Source organism: Magnetospira sp. QH-2, assembly GCF_000968135.1.
In the GTDB taxonomy this organism is placed as follows: domain Bacteria; phylum Pseudomonadota; class Alphaproteobacteria; order Rhodospirillales; family Magnetospiraceae; genus Magnetospira.
The window spans coordinates 264772-291648 of record NZ_FO538765.1; the positions used below are offsets into that span (position 1 = coordinate 264772).

27 protein-coding genes are annotated in these 26877 nt (G+C 60.2%); 11 read left to right on the plus strand and 16 right to left on the minus strand.

Annotated features, from left to right (window positions below):
* Positions 1-73 precede the first annotated feature (73 nt).
* The gene (locus MGMAQ_RS19125) at positions 74-1381 is read left to right on the plus strand and encodes a GGDEF domain-containing protein (RefSeq protein ID WP_052716029.1); all 1308 of its coding nucleotides are present in this window, start codon (positions 74-76) and stop codon (positions 1379-1381) included.
* A gap of 122 nt (positions 1382-1503) precedes the next feature.
* Positions 1504-2910, plus strand: a complete 1407-nt coding sequence (locus MGMAQ_RS01380; protein WP_371258379.1) for a TrkH family potassium uptake protein — start codon at positions 1504-1506, stop codon at positions 2908-2910.
* An 8-nt stretch (positions 2911-2918) separates the two neighbouring features.
* Here MGMAQ_RS01380 and MGMAQ_RS01385 read toward each other — a convergent pair whose 3' ends face one another.
* Positions 2919-3590, minus strand: coding sequence for a dienelactone hydrolase family protein (locus MGMAQ_RS01385; RefSeq protein WP_046020126.1), 672 nt, complete (start codon positions 3588-3590; stop codon positions 2919-2921).
* Positions 3591-3767: 177 nt separating this feature from the next.
* Between MGMAQ_RS01385 and MGMAQ_RS19130 the strand changes: the two genes are divergently transcribed.
* A complete protein-coding gene (locus MGMAQ_RS19130) occupies positions 3768-5762 on the plus strand; it encodes a S1C family serine protease (protein ID WP_052716030.1) in 1995 nt (664 codons plus the stop codon).
* A 32-nt stretch (positions 5763-5794) separates the two neighbouring features.
* On the plus strand, positions 5795-6526 hold the full coding sequence (gene traT / locus MGMAQ_RS01395) for a complement resistance protein TraT (protein WP_158498740.1): 732 nt from the start codon (positions 5795-5797) through the stop codon (positions 6524-6526).
* A 9-nt stretch (positions 6527-6535) separates the two neighbouring features.
* On the opposite strand, the gene MGMAQ_RS20575 is transcribed toward traT, so the two are convergent.
* Complete coding sequence (locus tag MGMAQ_RS20575; protein ID WP_148560782.1) at positions 6536-6832, minus strand: hypothetical protein; 297 nt, start codon at positions 6830-6832, stop codon at positions 6536-6538.
* Between the two features lie 425 nt (positions 6833-7257).
* On the opposite strand from MGMAQ_RS20575, the gene MGMAQ_RS01405 reads away from it, so the two are divergent.
* Positions 7258-7737 carry a hypothetical protein gene (locus tag MGMAQ_RS01405; protein WP_148560783.1) on the plus strand — a complete coding sequence of 160 codons (480 nt, stop codon included), beginning with the start codon at positions 7258-7260 and terminating at the stop codon, positions 7735-7737.
* 21 nt (positions 7738-7758) lie between these two features.
* On the opposite strand, the gene zwf is transcribed toward MGMAQ_RS01405, so the two are convergent.
* Together zwf and gnd are read right to left on the minus strand one after the other, a co-directional pair.
* Positions 7759-9261, minus strand: coding sequence for a glucose-6-phosphate dehydrogenase (gene zwf, locus MGMAQ_RS01410; RefSeq protein ID WP_046020130.1), 1503 nt, complete (start codon positions 9259-9261; stop codon positions 7759-7761).
* A gap of 14 nt (positions 9262-9275) precedes the next feature.
* On the minus strand, positions 9276-10184 hold the full coding sequence (gene gnd / locus MGMAQ_RS01415) for a phosphogluconate dehydrogenase (NAD(+)-dependent, decarboxylating) (protein WP_046020131.1): 909 nt from the start codon (positions 10182-10184) through the stop codon (positions 9276-9278).
* A gap of 120 nt (positions 10185-10304) precedes the next feature.
* On the opposite strand from gnd, the gene pgl reads away from it, so the two are divergent.
* Complete coding sequence (gene pgl, locus MGMAQ_RS01420; protein WP_046022829.1) at positions 10305-11003, plus strand: 6-phosphogluconolactonase; 699 nt, start codon at positions 10305-10307, stop codon at positions 11001-11003.
* Here the strand turns inward: pgl and MGMAQ_RS01425 are convergent.
* The 10 genes from MGMAQ_RS01425 to rfaD form a co-directional block, all read right to left on the minus strand.
* The gene (locus tag MGMAQ_RS01425) at positions 10986-12857 is read right to left on the minus strand and encodes a SulP family inorganic anion transporter (protein ID WP_198409150.1); all 1872 of its coding nucleotides are present in this window, start codon (positions 12855-12857) and stop codon (positions 10986-10988) included. The two genes, pgl and MGMAQ_RS01425, sit on opposite strands and share 18 nt — an antisense overlap.
* Before the next feature lie 219 nt (positions 12858-13076).
* A complete protein-coding gene (gene ychF / locus MGMAQ_RS01430) occupies positions 13077-14177 on the minus strand; it encodes a redox-regulated ATPase YchF (RefSeq protein WP_046020132.1) in 1101 nt (366 codons plus the stop codon).
* Between the two features lies 1 nt (position 14178).
* Entirely contained in the window at positions 14179-14772 is a 594-nt protein-coding gene (gene pth / locus MGMAQ_RS01435; RefSeq protein WP_046020133.1) for an aminoacyl-tRNA hydrolase, read from the minus strand.
* Positions 14773-14775: 3 nt separating this feature from the next.
* Positions 14776-15414: a 50S ribosomal protein L25/general stress protein Ctc gene (locus MGMAQ_RS01440; protein ID WP_046020134.1), complete on the minus strand. Its 639-nt coding sequence runs from the start codon at positions 15412-15414 to the stop codon at positions 14776-14778.
* A 104-nt stretch (positions 15415-15518) separates the two neighbouring features.
* Positions 15519-16451, minus strand: coding sequence for a ribose-phosphate pyrophosphokinase (locus MGMAQ_RS01445; protein ID WP_046020135.1), 933 nt, complete (start codon positions 16449-16451; stop codon positions 15519-15521).
* Positions 16452-16547: 96 nt separating this feature from the next.
* Entirely contained in the window at positions 16548-17669 is a 1122-nt protein-coding gene (locus MGMAQ_RS01450) for a hypothetical protein (protein ID WP_148560784.1), read from the minus strand.
* 74 nt (positions 17670-17743) lie between these two features.
* A complete protein-coding gene (gene pgeF, locus MGMAQ_RS01455; protein WP_371258380.1) occupies positions 17744-18511 on the minus strand; it encodes a peptidoglycan editing factor PgeF in 768 nt (255 codons plus the stop codon).
* Entirely contained in the window at positions 18508-19584 is a 1077-nt protein-coding gene (locus MGMAQ_RS01460; RefSeq protein ID WP_046020137.1) for a class I SAM-dependent methyltransferase, read from the minus strand. Before MGMAQ_RS01460 ends, pgeF begins: the two co-directional genes overlap by 4 nt.
* On the minus strand, positions 19581-20414 hold the full coding sequence (lgt, locus tag MGMAQ_RS01465; protein WP_046020138.1) for a prolipoprotein diacylglyceryl transferase: 834 nt from the start codon (positions 20412-20414) through the stop codon (positions 19581-19583). Before lgt ends, MGMAQ_RS01460 begins: the two co-directional genes overlap by 4 nt.
* 15 nt (positions 20415-20429) lie before the next feature.
* On the minus strand, positions 20430-21416 hold the full coding sequence (rfaD, locus tag MGMAQ_RS01470) for an ADP-glyceromanno-heptose 6-epimerase (RefSeq protein WP_046020139.1): 987 nt from the start codon (positions 21414-21416) through the stop codon (positions 20430-20432).
* Between the two features lie 146 nt (positions 21417-21562).
* Here rfaD and MGMAQ_RS01475 point away from each other — a divergent pair, with 146 nt between their 5' ends.
* The 5 genes from MGMAQ_RS01475 (at position 21563) to MGMAQ_RS01495 (ending at position 24795) form a co-directional block, all read left to right on the plus strand.
* Entirely contained in the window at positions 21563-21862 is a 300-nt protein-coding gene (locus MGMAQ_RS01475) for an accessory factor UbiK family protein (RefSeq protein ID WP_252508666.1), read from the plus strand.
* 261 nt (positions 21863-22123) lie between these two features.
* On the plus strand, positions 22124-22624 hold the full coding sequence (locus MGMAQ_RS01480) for a YbjN domain-containing protein (RefSeq protein WP_046020140.1): 501 nt from the start codon (positions 22124-22126) through the stop codon (positions 22622-22624).
* Between the two features lie 6 nt (positions 22625-22630).
* Positions 22631-23455 carry a pyrroline-5-carboxylate reductase gene (gene proC / locus MGMAQ_RS01485; RefSeq protein WP_046020141.1) on the plus strand — a complete coding sequence of 275 codons (825 nt, stop codon included), beginning with the start codon at positions 22631-22633 and terminating at the stop codon, positions 23453-23455.
* Positions 23456-23550: 95 nt separating this feature from the next.
* A complete protein-coding gene (locus MGMAQ_RS01490) occupies positions 23551-24177 on the plus strand; it encodes a TetR/AcrR family transcriptional regulator (RefSeq protein WP_046020142.1) in 627 nt (208 codons plus the stop codon).
* A 138-nt stretch (positions 24178-24315) separates the two neighbouring features.
* Complete coding sequence (locus tag MGMAQ_RS01495) at positions 24316-24795, plus strand: phasin family protein (protein ID WP_046020143.1); 480 nt, start codon at positions 24316-24318, stop codon at positions 24793-24795.
* Between the two features lie 59 nt (positions 24796-24854).
* Here the strand turns inward: MGMAQ_RS01495 and MGMAQ_RS01500 are convergent, their stop codons facing one another.
* Both MGMAQ_RS01500 and MGMAQ_RS01505 read right to left on the minus strand, forming a co-directional pair.
* Positions 24855-26168 (minus strand): ATP-binding protein, encoded by a 1314-nt coding sequence (locus tag MGMAQ_RS01500; protein ID WP_046020144.1) that lies wholly within the window; start codon positions 26166-26168, stop codon positions 24855-24857.
* Positions 26169-26174: 6 nt separating this feature from the next.
* Positions 26175-26858: a response regulator gene (locus MGMAQ_RS01505; RefSeq protein WP_046020145.1), complete on the minus strand. Its 684-nt coding sequence runs from the start codon at positions 26856-26858 to the stop codon at positions 26175-26177.
* Positions 26859-26877 lie beyond the last annotated feature (19 nt).

Here is a 26877-nt window from a genome sequence, read left to right on the forward strand (position 1 = left end):
CCTGATCAGCGATGCCTATATTTGAATAGGTGGTCATCGTATCGTTGTCGCCGCATCTTTCCTGGAAGGGTCCATGTCGTCATTGTTGCTCAAACCTCTGGTACCCCATGTATCGGGGGTCTTCACCACGTTCTATGACTCGCTGTTGTCCAGCGAGATCTTCGCCCAGCATTTCTCGGGCCCGGAGCAGGTGGGGAAGCTTCTGGCCGTTCAAAAACGCAACTTCATCGCCTCTCTTGATGACGATGAGCAGGCCTTGTTCGACCGGTATTACCGATTGGGCATTCTCCACTATGAAAAAAGCATTCCGTTCGAGGCCTTTCTGGCCGGATCGAAGATGCTCAATCGGGGCTTTCTGGAAGCCATGATGTCTCAGCATCACGACGCTGATACCTATTTGGCCCTCAATCATTTCTTTGAAAGCACTTCCGAAGCCTTGGCCAAGGGCTATATGGATGCCTTCGTGGACTCCAATATCGATGACCTGGAACAGATCAAGGCGGCGGTGCAATTGACCGAGGTGGGTTATCACCGTTCCTTGCTGCTCAAGCACTATGACTGGCTGATGAGCCTGTTCGAAGCCATCAAGCGTGAAGACGTCAGCCAGGTCCCGGTGCTCGATGGCGGCGTGCAGGAGATCCGCGGTTTCGTATCCGAACGCTTGCCGGAAACGGAAAAGGCCTTTTGGATCAACCGCAGCGAGTCGGTGATCAGCATCTATGACCGGGTGCTGATCCATGTGCGCAACATATTCTTCTTCCTCGGACGGAAAAGCTACACGGAGGCCCTGTCCCTATTCGTCAATCTGCTGGAAGTCTATAAGTTCACCCTGGTGTTCAGCAATCTGGTGAGCACTTTCGCCACCGCCAAGGCGCAAAGACAGGTGGAGGAAATCCTTCATCTGTCGGAGAAGGATGCGCTGACCGGTGCCTTCAACCGACGCAAATTCGATCAGGTGACCCGTCTGGCGGTGGGCGAGGCGCGGGACAACGGTCTGGACCTGTCCTTGATCATCATCGACATCGACCATTTCAAAAAGGTCAACGACACCCATGGTCATGCGGCGGGAGACGAGGCTCTGCGGAATCTGGTCACCTTGATTCGTGGCACGTCGCGCAAGGGCGACCTGTTGATGCGCTATGGCGGTGAGGAGTTTGTCATCTTGTGCCAAAACACCAACCTGGAAGGCGCGATCTGCTCTGCCGAGAACTTGCTTCAACGGGTTGAATCCCACGACTTTCCGACCATCGGCCGCCTGACGGTCAGTGCCGGTGTGGCGACCATGACCGGCGACGACACCACCGCCACCTTGTTTGCCCGCGCCGATAAATGCCTCTATCGCGCCAAGGACCAGGGACGCAATCGGGTGGTTTCCCAATAAGGAAGCGCCTTCGCCCTTGACCCGGATGCCCCGGGCGGGTTCTCATCCCCGGCGAACGGAATAAAAAACGGCGGCGCGCGGTGATCGATTTTCGGCCTATTTTTCTGACCACGGGGATTCTCTTGTCGATCCTTGCCCTGGGCATGTGTGTGCCTGCGGTGGTGGATGCAGCGCTGGGGCATCCGGATTGGCAGGTTTTCGCCGTTTCGGCGGCGGTAACCCTGTTTGTTGGTATTTCGCTGGTGTTGGCCTTCGGGGTCGGCGGCACGGACATGAATGTGCGTCAGGCCTTTATCATGACCACCGTGGCCTGGACGGTGCTGACCACCTTTGCCGCCTTGCCGTTCGCATTCTGTGAACTGGAACTGAGCATCACCGATGCCTTTTTCGAATCCATGTCGGGGATCACCACCACCGGTTCGACGGTGATTGTCGGCTTGGATAATGCGCCACCGGGAATTTTACTCTGGCGCGGCCTCCTGCAATGGCTGGGGGGGGTCGGCATCATCGTCATGGCCATCGCCATCCTGCCGATGCTGCGGGTCGGTGGTATGCAGTTGTTTCAGATGGAATCCGCGGATGCATCGGAAAAAGCCATGCCTCGGGCCTATCAGATCGCCTTGGGCATCACCGGTATTTACATCCTTTTTACCGCCGCCTGCACGGTGGCCTATTGGGGCGCGGGCATGGACGGGTTCGAGGCAGTGATCCATGCCATGACCACCATCGCCACGGGCGGCTATTCCACCTCCGATGCCTCCATGGCCCATTTCGACAGCATGCTTATCGATTTTATCGCCGTGGGCGGAATGGTTGCCGGGAGCCTGCCCTTTTTGCTGTACCTGAAAGCGTTGCAAGGGGATGTGGTCTCCCTGGCGCGGGACGAGCAGGTGCGCTGGTTCTTGGCCATTGGCGGCGCGGCCGTGATCATCGCGTCCATATTACTGTGGATCAATCAGGGATTGGATCCCGTCCAGGCCCTGCGCTATGGCAGCTTCAACGTGATTTCCATCATGACCGGCACCGGCTATGCCACCACCGACTACGGCCTGTGGGGCGCCTTTGCCAATCCGATGTTTTACTTCCTGATGTTTGTCGGGGGCTGTGCCGGATCGACCAGCTGCGGCATCAAGATCTTCCGCTTCCAGGTGCTGTTCGCGGCAGCACGAACCCAGTTCCATCATCTGGTCCACCCCCACGGCGTATTCATACCCTACTACAACCGACGCCCCATTCCCGACGAGGTCATCACCTCGGTCCTCAGCTTCTTCTTTGTCTTCGGGGTCTGTTTCGCGTTGCTGTCCATCGCCCTGGCCATGCTGGGGTTGGACTTCATCACCGCGGTGTCCAGTGCCGCCACGGCCATCGCCAATGTGGGTCCGGGATTGGGTCCCATCGTCGGTCCAGCGGGTAATTTTCAGACCTTGCCCGATGCCGCCAAGTGGTTGATGAGCGGGGGCATGTTGTTGGGCCGACTGGAGCTGTTCACCATCTTGATCCTGTTTACCCGGCACTTCTGGAAGGGCTAAGAGGCCTTTCACAAGTGCTCGGCGAAAAAGGCCAAGCTGCGCTCCCAGGCCAACCGCGAGGCCTGCTCGCGATAGTCCGGGCGACGATCACAATTGAATCCGTGCCCGGCCCCTTCATATTGATGCAGGGTGATATCTGGAAAAGCCGCTGCAACGGCCTCGCGGTTGTCGGCGGGGATCAGCGGATCGTCCATGCCGAAATGCATCATCACCGGGCATTGAGGGGAATCGGTATCGACAAACTGCGGGATATGGCGGCCGTACCAACCGACCGCCGCGCCCACGGCAGGGACCCGGCAGGCCGATAGGAACGTCACCGACCCGCCCCAGCAGAATCCGGTTACACCAACTTTTTTTCCCGGTGAAACGGCCTCGGCCGCCGCCGCGATATCGAGCATGGGGCCGTCCCAGCCCAGTTGTTCGACCATCTCCCGACCCGTCGCGATTCCGGCCTCGTCGTAGTCCAGTTCGGTACCCGGCTTTATCCGGTCCTGCAAGGCCGGGGCGATAGCGGTCCAGCCTTGATCGGCCAGCCGGTCGCAGACATCACGGATATGGCCATTGACCCCGAAGATCTCTTGGACCACCACCAAGGCGCCCCGGGTCTCGCCATTGGGGGTGGCGAGGTAGGCATCGCAGGTGTGGCCGTCGGCAGTGGTCAGTAGGATGTGGCGACTCATTGAATGGACTCCCTTCGACCTTCAATGAAAAACAGTATGACCAACCGCTTCCAACGGGTAAACGCTGAATAGACCTCGACAATTCGATGCGAGAAGTATAATGTTTTGCACACCCTTAAGGAGAGGCTTGAGGTCTCGGTACCAATGCCTGAAATTCGAATCGTCGCCATAACACTTATGATGGGCCTTTGGTTGGGGGGCTGCCAAACCGTATCCGAATTGCAGCAAGGCCTGCGTTCCATCGGACTGCCCATCCAATCCACCGCCCCCGATCCGGCGCCCAGCACCGTGGGGGAGAAGGAAGCTTTGGCGCGGGTGGAATCGCGCCTTGACGGTCTGACCTGGCCCGCCCCCATGGAAACCTGGTCCGACCTGCGCGCCACCCTTGCGCGCATCGGAAGCGATCTTCAGCCTCTTGCGGACTCCCCTGAGAAGACCGCGCAACGTCTTCGATTGAACGAATTGAAAACCCGGATAAAGCAAGCGGCTCCGGCTTTGTTCGCCCGTCATGACCTGATGGATGGGCCACCCTTTTTCGAGATCTATCCGGTCGATCTGGATGCCCCGTCGCTGATGGATTCTCGGTGGCCCGAGATTGCCAAACTGTTGGACCGCGCCTCGCCGGAGCAATTGAGACGATTCACTTCCAACTATCCCCGGTCCGCCACCGGCGACATCCATCGTCGTGACTTGGCCGCGCGGTTCATCTCCGCGACCGGCAAAGAGCAAAGCGGTAGTCTGGACAATCTGCTCGACCGGTTACGGAAAGCCGAAGCGGCGGGATTCGAGGCCGAAGAGATCGATGCGCCCACCCTCGGCTTTGCCGAGGCCACCAGCAAAACCCTGTTGCGGGAGCGGCAGATCGATTTCCCGGCATCCATCGACCTGGATCTGCCGGTCCGATCCGAGAAAATGGATCTCGACGATGCCCTGGCCCCCTATCGGGGGGAGGCGCCGCGCCATGTGATCCTCTTCGAGGTCGCTCTGGCCAAGGTCACCCGGCGGGTCATGAATCTCAAGGAGGTGCCGTCCGTGATTTTCGTCGGCAACCAATATGGCAGCAGTGTCATGACCGCGGGCGGGCAAGTGGTGGAAGAGGGCCATAACCCTGTGTCAGGCCAGCAAACCACGCCGGTCAACCCTTTGGCCCTTGAGCATTATGGTATCGCCGAACGCAAGGCGGTGGGGGAACCGGTGGCCTACCGTTACCATTTCAGCGTCGCCAATATCCGGTCGCGGAAGAATACCACCGTCAACTACTACATCCTCGACCGCAAGAAGCGGACCTTTTTCAAGTCCACTTTCGACGTGTTCGAAGAGCAACGCTATTCGGTTCCGTACAATGTTCATTGGTTGGACCCCAAACGCAATCTTTTGAAGCAGGATTACGATACGGAACGGGATATCGACGACTATGAAAAGGATCCCGTGGCGATCAAACTCAGCCAGTTGGCCGATCATTATCGAGCCAACATGGGGGCCACCGCCCGTTTGGCCGATCTCGGGTCCTTGCGCCGAACCTTGCAGCGCGACCGCAATATGGCCCTGGCCAATTACAAGGCCAACGCCTTCGATGCCCGACCGCTGAATGATCCCCGCTTCGATTCCGTGGTCGCGGTCTATACCGGCAAACGGGGCATGGGCAGCGGTTTTTACGTGGCACCAGATATTGTCCTGACCAACTGGCATGTGGTTGAAAACCAAAAGATCGTCGAAATGAAACGGTATGACGGGCGGGAAACATACGGGCGGGTTCTGGCCAAGGACGTGCGCTTGGATATCGCTCTCGTCAAAGTCCAGGACCGGGGACGACCGGTATCCTTCTATACCGGTCGAACCCTGAAGCCCGGCATGGAGGCGGATGTGATCGGCCACCCGTATCGGCATCTGTTCAGCATCACACGAGGGATCGTCAGCGCCATCCGCAAGGAGCCCAGCATCAGCTTGCCCCCGGGAGCCGGAGACAAGGTTCTGTTTGTCCAGACCGACGCCCCGATCAATGGTGGCAACTCCGGTGGACCGCTGTTCCACGGCAACCGGGTGATCGGCATGAACACCTGGGGCTATCTGGGCGGTGACGGCCTTGGTTTTGCCGTGCATTACGCCGAAATCCTCGAATACCTCAACGAGCATCTGGCGGGATTCCGCGTGGATCCGTCCGGGAGATCTTGATCATGTTCCAAACACTTTGTTTTCGTCTCTTCGTGAGCCTGTTGCCCGCCTTGGTCCTGGCGGGATGTCTCTTGGGGTCGCCGGAGCCCAGGCTCGGCATGATCGAGACCCCCGAAGGCAGTGGCCTGATGTATGGCTCCACCATCGAGAAAAGCTTGGTCACAGATGCCGCCTTCTACCGCAACAACAAGATCAAGATTCGCACGCGCAACACGTCGGGGGATCTGGCTTTCGATCTGAACGATCTGGCCAACAGGTTGGAGACAGCCATGATCACCAAGGGGTACGAGCCGACGCAGGGAAACGATTTCGGCTTGATCCTTGATGTCAACGTGGTCCACAGCGGCCACATTCAGCACCGCCATACCTATGAGTACGCCTTTCTCGGCGCGGCGATGGGGCGCTTGGCCACCGTTCGTGGACAAGCCAGGGATGCATCCAATCTTGGCGCCGTCGGTGGGGCCGCTCTTGGCGCCATCATTGGTGAAAATATCGCCGACGATACCTATATGATCATCGCCAACGTGACCTTCGGCGTGGTCAAGAAACGCACGGTGTCAAAACGCCGCGTGACATTCAGCCGCAGTACCAAAATCAAAAATCTGGATGATCCTGACGAAGACGAGCGGCAGATCCTCGGGGGGTTCAAACGCACCTACGGCACCCATCTTGCCGTCTATGCCGGGGGGCGCAACGTGAAACAGCGTGAAATCACCGAAGGCGTGCGTAGCCGCGTGATCCGGATCGTCAGTGACTTTCTTTGATGGTCCGGACTACTTGACCAGCTTGTCCAACTGCCGTTGGCGGACTTTGGATTCGACCGAATTTGCCGACCGGGAGAATATCACCCAAACCACGTTGCCTTCGTTGTCGATTCCTTGGCCGTGGCCCCCAGCTTCGGAAGTCTGTACAAAGTCCACTTTGAACGTCCGTCCGTCGGAGCAGGTCGCTTCGGCTTCCCCGGTTGCCCCGGTATTGACATACAAACTAGGGCGGCTCGTGACGCCGCTGGATCCTGAGCAGGTGACGGACCCATCGGCGGTAGCGACATCAATGGATCCGTGGTCCATGGTAACCGTGACGGATCCGAAAAACTGCTGTCCTGTGGACTCGAACTCCCCACCAATGTGGTATTTGAGGCATCCACTCAGCATTGCAGATAGCGACAACATAGCAATAAAAGTATAGGCCTTACTCATCATCATCCCCCATAGATACAAATATATTGTGATAATTCTAGTGATTCGAAATGCATTTAACAATAGCATATGATAAAGATATACCCTCCTGACACGGCTAAGAAACTGTTGAGGTCCCCATGTTGTTCCATCGGTCAGTTTTCCTCCCCACCCTTGCCATCATTGCCGGTGCGTTGGTTGCATCGGGCTGTGTAAGGGCCACCCAGTTCGCTCACCAATCGCGCTCCAATGACAAAGTCGAAGCCCAATGCATGGAAGCCATAGGAAAGGCAAATTTGAGCATTCTCAGTGGCAAAATGTCCTATCGGCATGATGCGGTCCCGACCAAAGACATGCTGTTGATCAATGCCCCACTAACTCAAGAGGAAATGGATGCGGTCCAGCGTCTTCAACAGGCCAAGGAAACCTGCAAGCGATTGCGAACCGCCGCCGGCCTGCGGACCAGCGCCACCGAGGACATAATGGAAAGCCGCCGGGCCAAGCTCCGCTATGGCCTGTTCAAAGGGGAGATCCCATTTGGGGTTTACAATTACGGTATCGCGCAATCCCTGCGCAAAGAGGCCCAGTTCCAGGCCTCTGCGGATGAAAGCTTCGAGGTTGGCAAGAAAATGGGGCAGGAGAAAGCCATGGCCGAGTTCAACCAACTCCAGACCCAAATGCAGATCAACAGCCTCAACAATCAGATGATGTACAACAACTACATGTCGTCAACGCGAACCTGGAACTGCTCGGCAAGCCATAGCTTCGGTGACTACTACAGCGTTTCCTGCTACTGACCGCGCTTCCGACGGCCTCGGTCAATAAGCCTTCAACTCCGACCCATCCAGTTCCAGCGAGTGGCGCCAGAACTGGTCCTCTCGTTCGAACAGGCGGTAGGTGCCGCGTGGGCCCCAGGATCCGGCCGGATAGGTATTGATGAACTCGCGCTCCATGGACCAGACCTTGAGCACCGGGTCGACCACCCGCCAGGCCCATTCCACCTCATCGATGCGCAGGAACAAGGACTGGTCCCCTTCCAATACATCGAGCAACAGGCCTTCGTAGGCATCGAAGTTTTCTTCGTCTTCCTTGTGATAGGTGGCGTCCAGGCTCATGGTGCGAGACGATAGTTCGAGCCCCGGCACCTTGACCTGCATTTCCAACTTCATGCAGTCGTCGGGCTGGATGCCCAGCATCAGCCAGTTGGGCTTCGGCGGCTCTGTGCGGACCTTGCGCAGCAGGTCCTGCGGCGGGGTCTTGAAACGGATGGAAATGGCCGAGGCCCCTTCGGCCATGCGCTTGCCCGTGCGCAGGAAGAACGGCACCCCCATCCAACGCCAGTTGTCGATAAACAGCTTCATGGCGGCATAGGTCTCGGTGGTGCTGTCTTCGGATACGCCCGCCTCTTCCAGATAGCCGGGCACCGGTTCGCCATCAATGGCGCCGCTGGCATACTGGCCGCGGAAGGCATGGGCATGGACAGCACTTTGGGTGATGGGCCGGATGGCTTTCAGCACCTTGACCTTCTCGTCACGCAGGTGCTCGGCGGCCATGGACACCGGCGGCTCCATGGCCACCAGCGCCATCAGTTGAAGCAGGTGACTTTGGATCATGTCACGCAGGGCGCCCGAGCCTTCGTAATAGTCGGCCCGCCCCCCGATCCCCAGGGTCTCGGAATGGGTGATCTGGATATGATCGATGTAGTGGCGGTTCCACAAGGGCTCCAACAAGATGTTGGCGAAGCGGAACACCATGACATTCTGCACCGTGCCTTTGCCCACATAGTGGTCGATGCGATAGATCTGTGGCTCGTTGAGATGCTTGTAGAGTCCCCGTTGCAGGGTCTGGGCGCTGAGCAGGTCGTAGCCGAAAGGCTTTTCGATCACCACCCGGCGGAACCCGCTGGTCTCCTTGAGCAGCCCTTCGTTACCCAGCTTTTCGATGATGTTGGGGAACTCCGAGGGCCGTACCGACATGTAAAAGGCGATGTTGGGTGGGAAGGTCGAGGTATCCTCCAGCTTTTCCTTGAGCTTCGGATAGGCCGTCTCGTCCCCGATGGGATTGGGATGGTAATGCAGCCGCTCGCTGAACCGGGCGAAAGCCTTCTTGTCGTAGCCTTCGGGATACTTGGCGTCGAGCATGTCGACCACCTGTTCGATCCATTGCTCCCGGGTCCATTCTTCCAAACTGGACGCCAGAATGGCCATGTTGTCGGGCAGCCGTCCGGCCAGATCCAGGCGGAACAGGGCGGGCATGAGCTTGATCCGCGACAGGTTGCCTCCGGCGCCAAAGATCATGATCGTACAAGGAGGGAGGGACATGCTCTGAACTCCCCTTACTTGCTCTTGACGGCATGGCCGCCAAAGGCGTTGCGCATCATCGACAGCAGTTTGTAGGAGTAGCCGGTCTCGTCTTGGCTGGCGAAACGCATCTGCAAGGCCAGGCTCAGCACCGGCGCTGCCACGCCCTGTTCCACGGATTCCACCACCGTCCAACGGCCTTCGCCGGAGTCCGATACATAGGGCGCGACGTTGGCCAATTCCTCATCCTCGTTCAAGGCCTCGGCGGTCAGATCGAGCAGCCAGGACCGCACCACTGATCCATGGCGCCAAAGCTCGGTGATCTCGGCCAGGTTCAGATTGAATTCCTCCTTGCCCTTGAGCAGATCGAGCCCCTCGGCCATGGCCTGCATCATGCCGTATTCGATGCCGTTGTGGATCATCTTGGTGAAATGGCCCGAGCCCACCGGCCCCACATGGGACCAGCCGGTATCAGCCGCCGGGGCCAAGGCCTGTAGGATCGGGGTCATGGTGGCGGCCACCGGGTCGGAGGCGCCGACCATCAAGCAATAGCCGTTGTCCAGCCCCCAGACACCGCCCGAGGTGCCCGCATCCATAAAGCCGATGCCCTGCGCGGCCAGCATCGCGCCGCGCCGTTGGCTGTCCTTGTAGTTGGAGTTGCCGCCATCGATGACGATGTCACCGGGTTCCAGCATGGACATCAAATCCTTGATCTGGCCTTCGGTGATATCGCCGCTGGGCAACATTACCCAGACGATGCGCGGGGCGCTGAGTTTGCTGACCGCATCGGCCACCGAGTCCGCGGCGATCATGCCCGCTTCACTGGCGAGGCCGGTAACCACCGCCGTATCCCGGTCGAAGCCCACCACCTCGATGCCGCCCCGGCGCAGCCTGCGCGCCATGTTGCCGCCCATCTTACCCAAGCCGATCATTGCCATACGCATGGTGCTATCCTCTCTCCCAAGCGGAACGCTTTTATCGTTTCCGCAAATTCAGTTGGTACATAGTCATCGAAATACGTTAAGTTTTTGCGATTCTCCACGGATGATGCGCCGGATTTTGATATGACTCAAGCCCATCTCACGCCCCACTGGCATGCCCATGCGGATGCCGATCATTTGGCCCAGGCCGTGACCGACCGCATTGTCAAGTTGGCGGACCAAGCCCTGGCCGATCATGGTGCATTCCATATGGTGCTGGCGGGCGGTGGCACGCCCAAAAGGATTTACCAAAGGTTGGCCGCAAGCGCGTGCGACTGGTCCGGTTGGCATATCTACTTCGGCGACGAACGCTGCCTAGCCCCGGACCACGCGGAGCGCAACAGCCGCATGGCCGCCGAGAGCTGGTTGGACCATGTGCCCATTCCGCCCGATCAGCGCCACCCCATGCCCGCCGAGCGGGGCGCCGAGGAAGCCGCAGAGGCCTATTCAAAGGTCTTGGACGGCTTGGGAGACTTCGATGTGGTGCTGTTGGGTCTGGGCGAGGATGGCCATACGGCGAGCCTGTTTCCGGGGCAGGAATGGGGCACCGAACCCAGTGCCCCTGACGCGCTGGCGGTGCATGATGCCCCGAAGCCGCCTCCGGACCGGGTGTCCTTGAGCGCCAACCGTCTCAGCCGAGCCGCCGAGGTCATCTTCCTTGTCAGCGGCGAGGGCAAGCGCGAGGCCGTGGAAATCTGGTGCCGCGATGGATCCATACCCGCCGCCGCTGTCACCCCCGACGGCGGCGCCTATGTCTATCACGATCTAAGCGGCCTCGACTGAAATTGCCTGCGCCTGTTCCTTGCGGCATTCCTCGAAGACCCGAGCCGGGCAGGTATCGCATTTTCCCTGCTTGCGCAGCAGCCGTTGCAGGGTCCGGATGGCCTGTTGCTTTTCGTCGAAAAAGTGGTTGTTGCCCATGGCCTTGACCAAGTGGGTGCGGCTGACGGTGTTATAGACGTTGCGATTCAGCTGGGCGAAATACAGACCGCCGCCCATTTTTTCCAGATGGGCGGCTTCTTGCTGTAGCACCTCGCTGCCGCTGAGGTCGATCAGGTTGATGCCGGTACCGATGATCAGCACATGGTAAATGTCTTCCTTCTCGGAGACCTGTTGAATGGCTGTCTGGACCTGATTGATGGAGCCGAAGTAGATCGACATATCAATGCGCAGGATTTTCATCTCCGGGCATTCGGTCAGCGGCTTGGATCCCACGTCCGTCAGTTTCTTCTTGTCGAACACCGGGTCGTAGTCCGGCGCCAGGGTGACGATCTCCGGATGGGCCGTGCGCGCCAGGAAGATCATCAAGGACAAGAACACGCCCAAATAAATGGCGAATTCCAGGTCCAGGAACAAGGTCGCGCCCAGGGTCGCCACCAGGATCGCCGTTTCCGATTTGCTCGACTCGATCACATGCCAGATTTGCTTGGTATCGATCAGGTTGAAAGCCACGACCAGGATCACTCCAGCCATGGCTCCCATCGGTAGATAAGCCGCCAGTGGCGCGACCAACAAAAGGATCAGCAGCAAAAACAGGGCAGCAAAAATGGCCGACAGAGGCGTTTGCGCCCCGGCCGAATAGTTGACGCCCGAGCGGGTAAAGGAGCCGGACCCGGCATAGGAGGAAAAGAAACTGCCAACCAGGTTGGAGGCGCCCTGGCCGATGAATTCCTGATTGCCGTCGATGCGTTGATGGGATTTGGCGGCAATGGCCCGGCTGATGGACACCGCCTCGATCAATCCCAAAAGGGCCACGGCAAACGCCTCCGGGGCCAACAGCTTGATGGTCGAGATGGACAGATCGGGCAACGACAGGGGCGGCAATCCGGCCGGGATCTCGCCCACCGTGGCGATGCCCGCCTCGGGTCCGCCCAAGGCGATGGCCACCAACGCCCCGACCACCAGCGCGATTAAAAGATTGGGCAGCTTGGGCAGCAACTTCTTGATTGCTACGGCCACCACCAGGGTGCTCAGGGCAACAATCAAGATGGCCTGATTGGTCTGATCAATCTGCTGCCAGATATCGGCCCAGGTATGGAGAAACGATTCTCCCCGGGGCACATGCACCCCCAATACATTCTTAGCCTGACTGGTGGCGATCAGAATCGCCGCCCCAGCGGTGAATCCGACCACCACCGTATGGGAGACGAAATTGACCAGGATTCCCAATCGCGCCAAACCGAATGCCAATTGATAGATCCCGGCGAGGAAGGTAACGGTCAGGGCCAGGGTGACGAACTCCGCGCTGCCGGGTGTGGCGTGAGAACTGACAGTGGAAAAAATGACAATGGAAATTGCCGTCGTCGGACCGGATATCAGATGCAGCGACGACCCGAATAGCGCCGCGACAATGGGCGTGACCATGGCGGTGTAAAGGCCATACTCTGGCGGCATGCCGGCGATGATGGCAAAGGCCACGCCTTGCGGCAAGACGATCACCGCCCCGGTCAATCCGGCCATCAGATCAGCGCGCAGAGTCTGGCGGGTGACCAGCGGCAGCCAGGCGAGAAACGGCAGAAACGACTGCCAGGTGAGACGGGGAACGGTCATGGGCGCGCGCTCGATCTTGGTTTTCTTGGTACGAGAAAAAGCGCGTTCGCGCCCCGATAGGGTCGCTCCGCGCCATCCGAAAATCATGGAAGACCGCCACTATAGACGGTGGTTCAAAAAAGGAACCCGTTAATTAGGCGCAGCTGATATGCGTTCTGGTCATCGGAGAGCCCTGTTCAATGGGACGGCCTCCGAGCAAGGAAATCACCGCCTGAATCGGCGGGGCTCTGACAGAGAAAAGGCCCCGTCGTTCAACAGCGGGCAGGACAAGACATTGTGCTTTCTCGGGTAGATCTCGGCTCGATCTTACACATTGAAGCGGAACAGCATGATATCGCCGTCTTGGGTGACATAGGCCTTGCCTTCCTGGCGCATCTTGCCCGCGTCCTTGGCGCCTTGTTCGCCGTCGCAGGCGACAAAGTCATCATAGGAGATCGTCTCCGCCTTGATGAAGCCCCGTTCGAAATCGGTATGGATGGCTCCGGCGGCATTGGGCGCGGTCGCTCCGGCGCGCACGGTCCAGGCCCGCGCTTCCTTCGGCCCGACGGTAAAGAAAGTGATCAGGTGCAGCAGTTCGTATCCGGCCCGGATGACCCGGGCCAGACCGGTCTCACTCAGCCCCAGACTTTCCAGGAACTCGGCCTTTTCCTCGTCCCCTCCCAGTTGGGAGATTTCCTCTTCGATGGCCGCCGAGATGACCACGCTGACCGCGTCTTCCTCCTGTGCGCGTTTGGCGACGATTTCTGAAAACGCGTTGCCGTCGGCGGCCGAGTCCTCATCCACATTGCATACATAGACCACAGGCTTGGCGGTCAGCAGTTGCAGCATGTCAAAGGCTTTTTTCTCGTCGCTGGCCACCTCCACCAAACGTGCCGGCTGCCCTTCGCGGAGAAGCTCCAGGGCGCGGGCGATGAGGTCCAATTGCAACTTGGCCTCTTTGTCGCCGCCGCGGGCCTTCTTAACCAAAGCGGTCTCGCGTTTCTCCAGGCTCTCCAAATCGGCGAGCATCAGCTCGGTTTCGATGGTTTCGATATCGCGCTGGGGATCGACACCGCCGTCCACATGGGTGACGTTGCCGTCTTCGAAGCAGCGCACCATATGGATGACCGCATCCACCTCGCGTATGTTGGCCAGGAACTGGTTGCCCAGGCCCTCGCCCTTGGACGCGCCGCGTACCAGCCCGGCGATATCAACGAATTCCAGTTGCGTCGGCACGATACGCGCCGATTTGCCGATGGTGGCAATGGTATCGAGTCGCGCGTCGGGCACCGCCACCCGGCCCGAGTTAGGCTCGATGGTACAAAAAGGGAAATTGGCCGCCTCCGCCGCCGCCGTGGCGGTCAGGGCATTGAACAGGGTGGACTTGCCCACGTTGGGCAGGCCGACGATACCGCAATTGAAACCCATGTCAGTCGTCCTTGTTGTTCTTCGGGGGGCGGGTGGCCAGCGTGACCTTGTTCATGAAGCCACCGTCATCGCCACGGACCAGCAATCCGATGTGATCAGCCACCGCGTCGAGCAGCGGAGTCAGCCAGGTTCCATCGGCCTTGGCGAAGTCCGACAACACATGGCCGTGTACTTGTGCCTTGTCGCCCGGGTGGCCGATCCCGAGCCGTATCCGGCGGTAATCCTTGGCACCCAGATGGGCATCGATGCTGCGCAGGCCATTATGTCCCCCATGGCCGCCGCCGGTCTTGACCCGGAGCTTGCCCGCCGGCAGATCCAGCTCGTCGTGCAAAACGATGATTTGGCTCACCGGGATCTTATAGAACTGGGCACAGGCGCCAACGGCGCGACCGGATTCGTTCATGAATGTCAGCGGTTTCAAGACATAGGCCTTGGTCCCAGCGATCATCCCGTCACAAATCTCGGCCTGAAACTTGTTGCGCCAGGGCCCAAAGGAATGGCGGCGAACAATCTCGTCCGCCGCCATAAACCCAATGTTGTGGCGGTTCTTGACATAGCCCGATCCCGGGTTGCCCAGTCCCACCAGAAGCAACATGCCTTACTCTTCGGTCGCTTCTTCGCCTTCGCCCTCGGTCTCGGCGCCCTCTTCTTCTTCGTCCTCGCTCTTCATGCTGGACGGGGCCGCCAAGGTGGCGATGGTGAAGTCACGATCGGTGATGGACGGGCGCACGCCTTCGGGCAGTTCAATGCTGGAAATATGCACCGAGTCGCCGATGTTGAGACCGGTCAGATCGGCCACCAGCTTCTCGGGGATATCATCCGGCGAGCAGACCAGCTCCACGTCGTGGCGCACGATGTTCAACACACCGCCACGCTTCAGACCCGGCGAGGCCAAATCGTTGATGAATTCCACGACAACCGCCACTTCGATCACCGAATCCTTGGTGACTCGCAGGAAGTCCACGTGCAGCGGCACGTCGGTCACCGGATGGAACTGAACGTCCCGGGGCAGGACCCGGTGGGCATCCTTGCCGACTTTCAACTCGACCACGTGGGAGAAGAAGCCGGTGGAATGCAACTGCTTGTGCAACTGAATGGGGTCCAGGGAAATCATAACAGGTTCGGATTTTCCGCCGTATACCACGGCGGGGACGCGTCCAGCGCGGCGCGTTGCTCGGGCTGCCCCCTTACCGGCCCGCTCTCGCACTTCGGCGTCCATGTTCACGATGTCACTCATCGTCATACTCCTTAAGCTCAATAAATGACGCCGGCCTCCAGGGGTGCCGGCGCCCAAACAGGTCTGCCGTCCCGCTTTCGGGGGACGGCGGCGGTGTTATAGCCTCAAATGAACAGGCTGGAAACCGATTTTTCCTCGGCGATCCTGTGAATGGCCTCGGCGAGCAGCGGCGCCAAGCTCAGTTGCTCCACATTGCCGGCCAAGCGCACGGCCTCGGTGGCCTGAATACTATCGGTGATGACCATGGATTCCAACGGCGATGAAGTCACCCGCGCCACCGCGCCACCGGACAGCACGCCATGGGTCACATAGGTATGAACGCTGGCGGCGCCAGCTTCGTTCAGGGCCACGGCGGCGTTGCAGATGGTGCCCGCGGAATCGACAATGTCGTCGACCAGAATGCAATGGCGGCCCTGGACGTCACCGATGATGTTCATCACTTCGGAGACTCCGGCCCGCTCGCGGCGTTTATCGATGATCGCCAAATCGGCGTCCAGTCGTTTGGCCAGGGAACGGGCACGCACCACGCCGCCCACATCCGGCGACACCATCATGATATCCTCGCCGTTGAACTTTTCCTGGATATGCTGCACGAAAACCGGCGCGCCATAGAGGTTATCCAGCGGAATATCGAAAAAGCCCTGGATCTGTCCGGCATGCAGGTCGCAGGTCAGGACCCGGTCGGCGCCCGCGACGGTGATCAGGTTGGCCACCAGCTTGGCCGAGATGGGCGTGCGGGGACCGGACTTGCGGTCCTGACGGGCATAGCCGAAATAGGGCATCACCGCCGTGATCCGTCGGGCCGACCCGCGCCGTAGGGCATCCAGGGTGACCAGCAATTCCATCAAATTGTCGTTGGCGGGAAACGAAGTGGACTGGATGACAAAAACGTCGGCGCCGCGGACGTTTTCCTCCACTTCCACGAACACTTCCATGTCGGAAAAACGCCGCACGCTGGCCTTGGTCAGCGGTAGGCTAAGATACGCGGAAACGGCCTCGGCCAAGGGCCGATTGCTGTTGCAGGAAAGAATCCTCATGATCGCCTCGTGCCCTTTTCGGCCCACCCCTGCGCTCATCGAAAGACAGACTGCCCGACGGCCCCCCTTAGCGCGTGCGGAATGTATCAAGCCGACCTATTTCTGTAAACGCCCTTCCGGGCCAGAAGGGGGCTGATTTAACATTTCTCGCCAACGCACCAGCAATTCCACCACTCCCTGGGCCGCGCCGTTGGCCGCGCCCACCGCCGTTGCCCCCCAGCGATCGTACAAAATGGGCGCGCGAATCCGGTTTTGCTGATCAATGGTGCCCAGACGACGCCCGCTGGATTCGTACAAGGACCAGGAAATATTCACGGTGGGTCGGGCGCCGCCACCGGGTACCACATCAACGGTTGCTCGTACCACGTGGGTCGCGCGGGTGGGATCGGTGGTCACCGGTACACCGGTCCGGGCCAATGTCCGTTCCAAAGCCAAAGCCAGGGAATCGGCCCCATCGCCCGGAGCACCTTCCACCGGACCCACCAACACCACCGGGCCGGAGGCGGACGGACGTCTGCGGGTGACCGGCGCGGATTGGGAGGGTGCCGCCGGGGGGGGCTCGGCCGCGGTCGGCGCCACGGGGGCTGGTGCGGCGGGCGCGACCAGGGTCTTGGCCGGAGCCGGTTGGACCGGTGGCACCCAAGGCAGCGGTAGCTTGGGCAGCAGCAATTCCACCGACGAGACCCGCTTGATATCCCCATGGACCGGGGTGACGGGTACGAACACATCGACCATTCCGGTGACACCTTTCAACGACCGCCGCTCGTTCGGCGATCGGGGCAGACCGACCACGCGGGGGGCTGCATCGTCGATCAGGGCCCGGATGACCCGCGGGTCCGCCCTTAGCCATTGGGTCGTCGATCCGCCCAATCGTTGGCGAAAGAGAGCCAGTCCGATGCCCCGGGAATCTTCCAGCATCCAATCAAGGACTGCCGCATAGGGTCCGGAAATCACGGCTGGATCATCGACCATGCGTCCGCGCAGTACCAGGTCATGGGCTTCGGTGGGATCTCGGGTGATGGTCCAGCCTCGTTGCTGCAAAGCCGTCGTCAGACCGCTCATCAAGGACCAGCGTACCACCGCTGGCGCGCCTTCCAGATCGGGCAGATAACAAGTCGGTGGCCCTGCGGGAGCCGCGCTCGAGGGGGGAGGCGTGGGCGCACAGGCCGCCGCCATCCACAGGATCATCAAAAGGGGCAGCATCCGGCGCATGGTCATATCATCACCACGCAGCCGACCATCAGGCCGAGAACCGTAATCATCATCAGGAATAAGATGTGCGGCATCGGTTTCTATGGTTCCAAGGTGATGGCGGAAAGCTGGCGACCGTAGTCCGGTTCATTGTTGTGGGTGGACCGCCGGAAGCTGAAAAAGCGGTCGGGTTCGGCATAGGTATCGCAAGGCGTGCCGATGATATTGCGCAATCCGGCCAATTGCAGCCGGTGCATGACACAGGCCGCCAGATCAAACATATGGTGACCTTCCCGGCGCGCGGGTAGCAGATAATTCTCGTTGTGGGGATCGGCCTCGATCAGGTCGGCCACCATGTCCGGCCCGACTTCATAGGACCGCTGCTGAATACAAGGCCCAACGGCGGCGACGATGTTGGAGGCCTTGGCACCCTGTTCGACCATGGCGGCGACCGTGGCATCCAGCACTCCGCCCACGGCTCCCCGCCAGCCGGCATGGGCGGCGGCGATGACCCGGGCTTGACCGTCGGCCAACAGAACGGGGGCACAGTCGGCGGTGAGGATTCCCAAGGCGACCCCGGGCTCGGTGGTGACCATGGCATCGGCCTCGGGCGACGGGCCGGACCAGGGTCCCGTGACCGGGACCACGCGGGCCGAATGAATCTGATGCACGGTGACAAGGGACTCCGCCGGGCGATCGATCAACTGCATGGCCTTGGCCCGATTGGCGACTACCCGCTTGGCATCGTCATCCGATCCCGGCCCGCAATTGAGCGAAGCATAGATCCCCTCGCTCACGCCGCCCTGGCGGGTGAAAAAAGCATGGCGCACGCGGGACACGGCGTTGAGGGAGGCAACGGTCAGCATCATAGCGGTTCGAACCCCGGCGGTGCGGGCATGCCCGGCGCGGTTACGGCCAAGGCCTTGAACAGTAATCCCATCTCATCGGGATGCACCAGCCGGTGATGGGCGGCCATGATCTCCTGGCGTTGGGTCTCGTCGGCGCTATCGAGCAAGGCCTGAGCCCGCATCTCGATGCCCAGGGCCATGAGGAAGTGCCCTTGGGCGATGGGGCCAAAACAACGACCACCGCCCAATTCCGCCGCATCGGCCAGAGCCTCGAAGTCCACATGGGCTGTCAGGTCCGCATTGCCTGGATCGGCCAGCACCTCGGTATACTCCTGGCTACGCACCGCCTGAAGGGTTTCCCCATCGGCACTTTCCGCATGACCGTAATCAATGAACAGGGCGGCCCCGCCGTCCTTGGCCAGACGGCTGCCGATCACTTTTGCGACTCTCAAGGCTTCGGGGCAGGATTCCCGGATGGCCCCTTCGGGAGCCGGGCCAAGGCGCTCGGTTTCCTTGCGAGACAGAGTAAAACAGAAGCCTCCCGCCGGGTCGGCATCCACCAGCCGCTCGAACCAGCCATCCTCGGTGCGCTCGTACTGACGGATCGGCAAGGCATCGAAGAATTCATTGGCGATGATGATCACGGGTCCATCGGGGATGCCTTCGATGGTCTCGCTCCAGGTGGGCGCATGGGGCAGATCCAAGGCGCCCAGGGTTTCCCGCTGCCGTGCCGTCAGGGTCGGGCTGATTTCCACCAGATGGGGGCGCAGCGCATCGCGATAGGGCGGCACGGCTCTTGCGGCGCGCAGCGCGTCGGCCATCAACGTGCCGCGTCCCGGTCCCAGCTCCACCAGGTTGACCTGTTCCGGCATGCCCATGGACTGCCAGGCAACGGCGCACCACAGGCCGACCAGCTCGCCGAACATCTGGCTGATTTCCGGAGCAGTGACAAAATCCCCGCCCTCGCCGAACGGATCGCGGGTCATGTAATAGCCACCCTGGTGATGGGTCAGGGCGATGCCCATGAAGTCGGCCACGGAAAGGGGACCGTCCTCGGCAATGCGTTCATTCAGAATGGCGGCAATCTCGCTCACGCGGCAGTTCCTTCGGGTTTGTGGTCAACGGGTTTTTCGGCAACGGGCTTGGATCGCCAGATAAGATACAGTCCGAGCATCATCATGGGAATGGACAGAAGTTGCCCCATGGTTATCACGTCCCACAGCAGGCCCACCTGTATATCGTACTGGCGGACAAATTCCACCGACCCCCGGGCCAAGCCATAGCCAAACAAGAAGACGCCGGTCACCAGTCCGGGGCGGTGACGCCACGGGTGGGAGCGGGCCACCAGATTAACAATGATGAATAGAACAATGCCTTCCAGCGCCGCTTCGTAAAGCTGGCTGGGGTGGCGCGGCATTGATCCGCCGCGCGGAAACACCATGGCCCAAGGGACGTCCGTCACCCGGCCCCAGAGCTCCCCATTGATGAAATTGGCGATGCGCCCGAAAAACAGACCGATGGGGGTGACGCAGGCCACCACGTCGGTGAAGGCCAGAAACGACAGGCCCCGTTTGCGGGTAAACAGGAACATGGCGATAGTCACGCCGAGCAGGCCGCCGTGGAACGACATGCCGCCCTGCCAGACCTGCAGGATCTGCAACGGGTTCTGCAAATAGAACGGCAGATTGTAAAACAGCACGAACCCGATCCGTCCGCCGAGGATCACGCCGAGGGTCGCCCAGACCATGAAATCATCCACCGCCACCGGATCGATGCGCAATGGCGAGCGCGCCCCGAACCGGCGGATCAACGCCCAGCCGCCCAGCAGCCCGGCGATGTAGGCCAAGGCATACCAGCGGATGACCAGCGGGCCGAACGCAATCAGCACCGGGTCGATCTGCGGGAAGGGAATGACGAAGCTCATGCGCCCAAGGGCTCCTTAGCGATAGGGATCGTCGGCGTCCAGATAGTCCCGCACATAGGCCGTGACCCCGTCTTCCAGCGACGTAAACGGTTTGTCATACCCCGCCGCGCGCAGACGACCCATGTCGGCCTCGGTGAAATACTGGTACTTGTCGCGGATGGATTCCGGGGTCGGGATGTAGCGCAGGTCCGGCTCCTTTCCCAAGGCCCGATAGACCGCCGAAGCCAGATCCTTGAAGGGACGCGCCGTGCCGGTTCCCACGTTATAGATCCCGCTGACCTGCGGATTATCGAGCAGCCACAGGATCACATCGACGCAATCCCCGACCCAGATGAAGTCCCGCATCTGCCCGCCGTCTTCATAGTCGGGATGGTGGGACTGGAACAGCGGCGCTGTTTCGCCAGCCTTGGCCTTGGGATAGACATGGGCGACCACGCTTTGCTGGCCACCCTTGTGATACTCGTTGGGACCATAAACGTTGAAGAACTTCAACCCGACCCATTGCGGCGGCATCGGGTCGCCGTCAATGATCCGCCGGACCGCGGCCCGGTCGAACAGGTGCTTGCTCCAGCCATAGGGATTCATTGGTCGCAGCTTGGCCAGGTGGCCCGGCTCCCGGTCATCGTTGAAACCCTGGGCGCCGTCCCCGTAAGTGGCGGCCGAAGAGGCATAGATAAAGCGTACCCGGTGCAAGGTGCACCAGCGCCAAAGATCCATGGTCAGCCGGAAATTATTCTCGAAGACCTTGTCGGCGTCGAATTCGGTGGTCGCCGATATGGCGCCCATGTGGATGATCGCTTCGATCTCCACGGCCTTGCCGTCCAGGTAGTCGAACAGACGGTCGGGATGCACCACGTCGATCAGCTCGCGCTTGCCGATGTTGCGCCACTTGTCGTTGGAGCGCAAACGATCGCAAACCACCAGGCTACGATTTCCCCGTTCCTCCAAAGCCGCCAGAATATTGGAGCCGATGAACCCGGCACCCCCCGTGACCACGATCATGGGACCCTCTTTCGTATATTGCAGACACCTTATATATAGGTCTCGCGTTTATAGGCTTCCCCGGGCGCCGCGACAAGTGCCGGAACGGGCGGTTGCAGGGGACGACGCCCCGGCGCATAATGCCGCTCGATCCATCATCGGAGAATATGACCATGCAGACCCGCAATCCCCTGTTCGACGACATGGCCCGTCTGGCCAATGGCGCCATGAGCACCCTGACCGGCATGAAGGACGAAGTGGATGCGATGATCCGTCAGCGTCTCGGGGATCTGTTGGCCGGCATGGATCTGGTCACGCGTGAGGAATTCGAGGCGGTTCAAACCATGGCCGCCAAGGCGCGCATGGAAAACGAGGCGCTGGAAAAACGCTTGGCCGCGCTGGAGGCTGCCAGTAAGCCGAAAGCGGCCCCGCGCAAGAAACCGAGTGCGGCGAAAAGCACCGATTAAGGTGTCATTACAGAGTCATTCTGTAAAATAGATCGATTTTTCCCCAGCCTTCTGAAAATTTCGCACCCTTGTCACACACAGGGCCTTGCACCCCGAGTCGGCTTCTGGCAGGCTACAGCTTGTGTAGGGAGGGTCGGCCTTCCACCACATTTCGCATGCTCCCCCACATATGGTGGAGTTGCCACGAAAGTGTAATAGGGCCGAGCCGACCTTGCGCCGCCGACGGTTCATACAACCGCCACAAGGAGGTCTCGTCCTGCCATGTTGAGCCTGCATACCGACAGTACCCTCCCCGCCAACCCCCTGGACATCGTCGAACAAGTGGTCAGCGCCTACGACTGGTCTTTCGACCGTCGAAACGAAGAGGAAATGGCAGTTCAGGTCCCTGGGCAATGGTGCGACTACAGCCTGTTTTTTGCCTGGTGCGAGGAAGTCAGCGCTCTGCATTTCACCTGCGCCTTCGACATGCGCGTCCCGGCCAAACGTCGCCAGGAAGTCCATACCCTGCTGGCGGCGGTCAATGAAAAGATGTGGCTTGGCCATTTCGGAATCTGGGATGACGAAGGTCTGCCCATGTTCCGTCACGCGGTGCTGCTGCGCGGTGCCGATGGGGCCAGCCAGGGACAGATGGAAGATATGGTGGAAATCGCGGTCGCCGAATGCGAACGTTTTTATCCGGCCTTTCAATATGTCATCTGGGGCGGCAAGACGGCGCCGGACGCCATCGCCGCGGCGATGATCGAGACCGTCGGCGAGGCCTGATTTTCCATGGGTGTCTTTGAAACTCCGCCGCTGTTGCTGGTGGGCGGCGGCAAGATGGGAGGCGCCCTGCTTGCCGGATGGATGGACCGGGGCCTGAGCGCCGACCGGGTCCGGGTCATCGAACCCAACGCCGATTTGGCCACCCGCATCACCGAGTCCCATGGCGTCGCGGTTCATGCCGCCCTCAGCGATCTACCGGACACATTCAAACCCGGTCTGATCATGTTGGCCGTCAAGCCGCAGATGATGGATCAGGTTTTGCCCGCCTATGTCCCCTTTGCCGGACAATCCTTGTTCCTCTCCATTGCCGCAGGCAAGCCGATCGGATTTTTTATCGATCGGTTGGGGCAGGGGACCGCCGTTGTCCGGACCATGCCCAACACCCCCGCGGCGGTCGGACGGGGGATCACCGCCCTTTGTGCCAATGAACGGGTGGATGCCGCTGGATGCGCCCTTTGCACCCAGCTCCTGTCGGCGGTGGGCGAGACGGTCTGGATCGATGATGAATCCCTGATGGACGCGGTGACTGCCGTCTCAGGGTCCGGTCCGGCCTATGTCTTCTTGTTGGCCGAGGCTATGGCCGAGGCCGGGGTCAAAGCGGGATTGCCTCCACGAACCGCGGCGCAATTAGCCCGGGCCACGGTGTCCGGTGCCGGTGAATTGCTGCGCCGGTCGGAAGAGGATGCCGCGCAATTGCGCATTAACGTAACCTCCCCCGGCGGTACCACCGCCGCCGCGCTCGATGTGCTGATGGCCGAAAAAGGCATGACCGACCTCATGACCAAGGCGGTTGCCGCCGCGGAAAGACGGGGGCGGGAGTTGGCGGATTGATCCGGAATCCCGTATCACCTTGAACCGACGCCACGGTGACAACACATTTTCAAGATAAAACATGTTGTCTGTTCACCGAAGCCGGGAGGTCCGCCATGGTCCGCAAAAAAAACATCTCCGACCACGACCGTCTTATCGATAGCGCCTTGAGCCTTGCCGCCGAACAAGGATGGCAAGCCGTCGACTTTCGGTCCCTTGCCGAGGCCACGGGCTTGAGTCTGGCTGCGATCCGAGGTGAATTCCGGTCCCGCGAATCCCTCTTGAGGGCCTTTGTCGAGCGCATCGACCGCGTGGTTTTGGAGCAGGGGCCCGCTGACGGAGAAACCACCCATGACAGACTGTTCGATATTCTCATGCGCCGCTTCGATGCCTTGGCCCCTTACAAGGAAGGCTTGCGGGCTGTCACCCGGAGCCTGACGTGCGATCCCGTTTCGGCTTTGGTTCTGGCCCCGACCCTGGCCGGTTCCATGGGATGGATGCTCGAAGCGGCCGACCTGTCGCCCCAGGGATGGCGCGGCCGTGTTCGAGTCAAGGCCTTAAGTACCCTGTGGCTGGCCACAGCCCGGATTTGGCTCGAAGATGAAACGACCGATCAATCAAAAACCATGGCTGCCCTGGATAAGCATTTGGGGCATTTGGAGACCCTGGCGGCATGGTGTCCTTGGGAAGGTGGGGCTCGTCAATCGGTCGTTGACGACGACCGCACCGGGGCGCCCGCTTGAGCAATCCGTAACCTCAAAAAATTTATTGTGCGCCGCAACATTTGCGTTGACGAACCGGATAATATTGCGCATACTCGGGCCGAATTGTGCACTGCAAAATCACTTTGGTTTTGCGTATAACGGTCGGAGGATGAGGCAATGACCAAACAGACCAATCCCTTCTTTAATTTCGACATGACCAAAGTGATGGCGGAGTTCGATCCCACCAAGATGATGAGCGAATTCACCAAGAACTTTGGCGATATCAAGGTGCCGGGGCTTGATCCCGAAGCCATGATGGAAACCCAACGCAAGAACTTCGAAGCCCTGACCAGTGCCAACAAAGTGGCGTTGGAAGGCATGCAGGCCGTGGTACGCCGTCAGGCCGAGATCCTGCAGCAGACCATGGACGAAATGACCAGCACCCTGTCCGGGCTGGCCGCCGGCGGAACGCCGCAGGAAGCCGCCGCCAAGCAGGTCGAGCAGGTCAAGGGAGCCTTTGAAAAGGCGCTGACCAATGCCCGCGAGCTGGCTGAAATGTCGGCCAAGTCCAATGCCGAAGCGGCCGACGCTATCAACAAGCGTTTCACCGAAAGCATGGACGAAGTGAAGCAGCAACTGCTGGCCATCAAGAAGTAGTTTCTGCCTCGGCGCGGAAGAAGGAAAAAGGGGCATCTTGTATGCCCCTTTTTCCATGCTCAAAGGGGGATGCGTAATTTGGCCCGCAGGCCGCCTTGCGGTGATTGTCCCAGTTCCACGTCGCCCCCATGGGCGCGCAGAACATCGCGGGTAATGGTCAGGCCCAGACCGACCCCTCCAGTCCCCGGATTGCGGGATTGCTCCACCCGGACAAAAGGTTTGAACACCTCTTCCCGCTTATCCTCGGGAATTCCCGGACCGTCGTCATCGACGACGATTTCCATGGCCTTGCCGCGTATGCCGGCCCGCACGAAAACATGATCTCCATAGCGCCCGGCGTTTTCCACCAGATTGGTCAGGGCGCGGCGAAAAGCATGAGGGCGAAGCGGCAGGGTCAGAGTCTGCTCCACATGCAGATCCACGGCTGTTCCTTTGCGGCGCGCCCGGCCGATGACGTCTTCCAAGAGGATATCGAGCTCCGTTGCAACGGGCGCTTCGCGTCCCTCACCGCGGGCGAAGGCCAGATAGCCTTCGAGCATATGCTCCATTTCGGAGACATCCTCTTCCAGTTCCTTTACCCCATCGCTATCCCCAAGCATGGCCAGTTGCAGCCGCATGCGGGTCAGCGGGGTCCGGAGATCATGGGAGACACCGGACAACATGTCAGTCCGTTGGGCAATCTGTCGCTGGATACGGTCGCGCATACGGATGAAGGCGGTGGCCGCCTGCCGTACTTCCCGGGCCCCTTCGGGTTTGAATTCGGGGACATCCCGAGCCTTGCCAAAGGCATCGGCGGCCCGGGCCAGGCGACGAATGGGCCGGACCTGATTGCGCATGAAGATCACCGCCACGCCGAACAGCAACAAGGACAATCCCGCCGACCAGAGCACGAAGACATAGGTGGTGGAACTGAACAGCCGCTTCGTGGGGGCAAGGACGCGCAGCACTCCGTTGGACAGCTGCACGGTAATGATGACCTGTCTTTCCAGGCTTTGGGAATCAACCTGTGCCGGTCGATGCAGGTATTCCCGTAAGGCCCGCCGCATGGTGCGGTCAAGAATACTTTCGATGGGAGGCGCCGCCGTGTTGGGCAGGATTTCGCCTTCGAGCAAAGAGACCTGCAACTGCATATGATCCTCGGCCACCGCCAACAAATGTTCGATGGCCCGATCATCATTGGAGGCATCCATCAGACGGATCAGCGAGGCGATCTCCCCCGCCACGCCGCGCGCCATGCGCAGGGAGACGGTCTCCCAATGGGTTTCGAAAAAGATGAAGGCCGAGACCACCTGTACCAAAACGATGGGTGTCACGATGATCATCAAGGATCGACCGAGCAAACTCCGAGGCAGGAATTTCTTGATGCTGGGCATGGTCGCTTAGTCCGGTCGCAGCAGGTAGCCGCGCCCGCGCACGGTCTGTAGGTAGCGCGGTGATCGGGGGTCAGTCTCGATCTTGCGGCGCAGGCGCGTAACCTGAACATCGACGCTACGCTCTCCGCCGGCAGCCCCGCTCAAGCGGGTCAGGTCTTCCCGGCTGAGCACTTCACCGGCGCGCTCCACCAGGATCCGAAGCATCTGGGCTTCGAACGAGGTCAGGCGGATAGGCTCCCCTTCGCGGCTGAGTTCTTCCCGGTCCGTATCATAATGAATATCGCCAAAGCGGACCGACTCGGTCACGGTCTCGGTCTTGGGGACCACCCGACGCAGGATGCTGTTGATCCGCAAGACCAGTTCGCGGGGATCAAAGGGTTTGCTCAGATAGTCATCGGCCCCCGCTTCCAGCCCTGAAATGCGGTCTTCCGGTTCGCCCATGGCGGTGAGCAACAAGACCGGCACGTCCATGGTGCGATGCAGGTCGGTCACCAATTCCAACCCGGTCTCGCCGGGCATCATCACATCAAGCACGATCAGATCAAAAGCCATGGCGGCCAGACGCGCCCGGGCGTCGGCGGCATCGCTGGCGGCAGTGACCAGAAAACCATTGTCGCCCAGATACCGCTTCAGCAGGTCGCGCAACCGGTCATCGTCATCGACCACCAGAATATGGGGTTGATCCTCCATGAGCGAACTATAGCCGAAG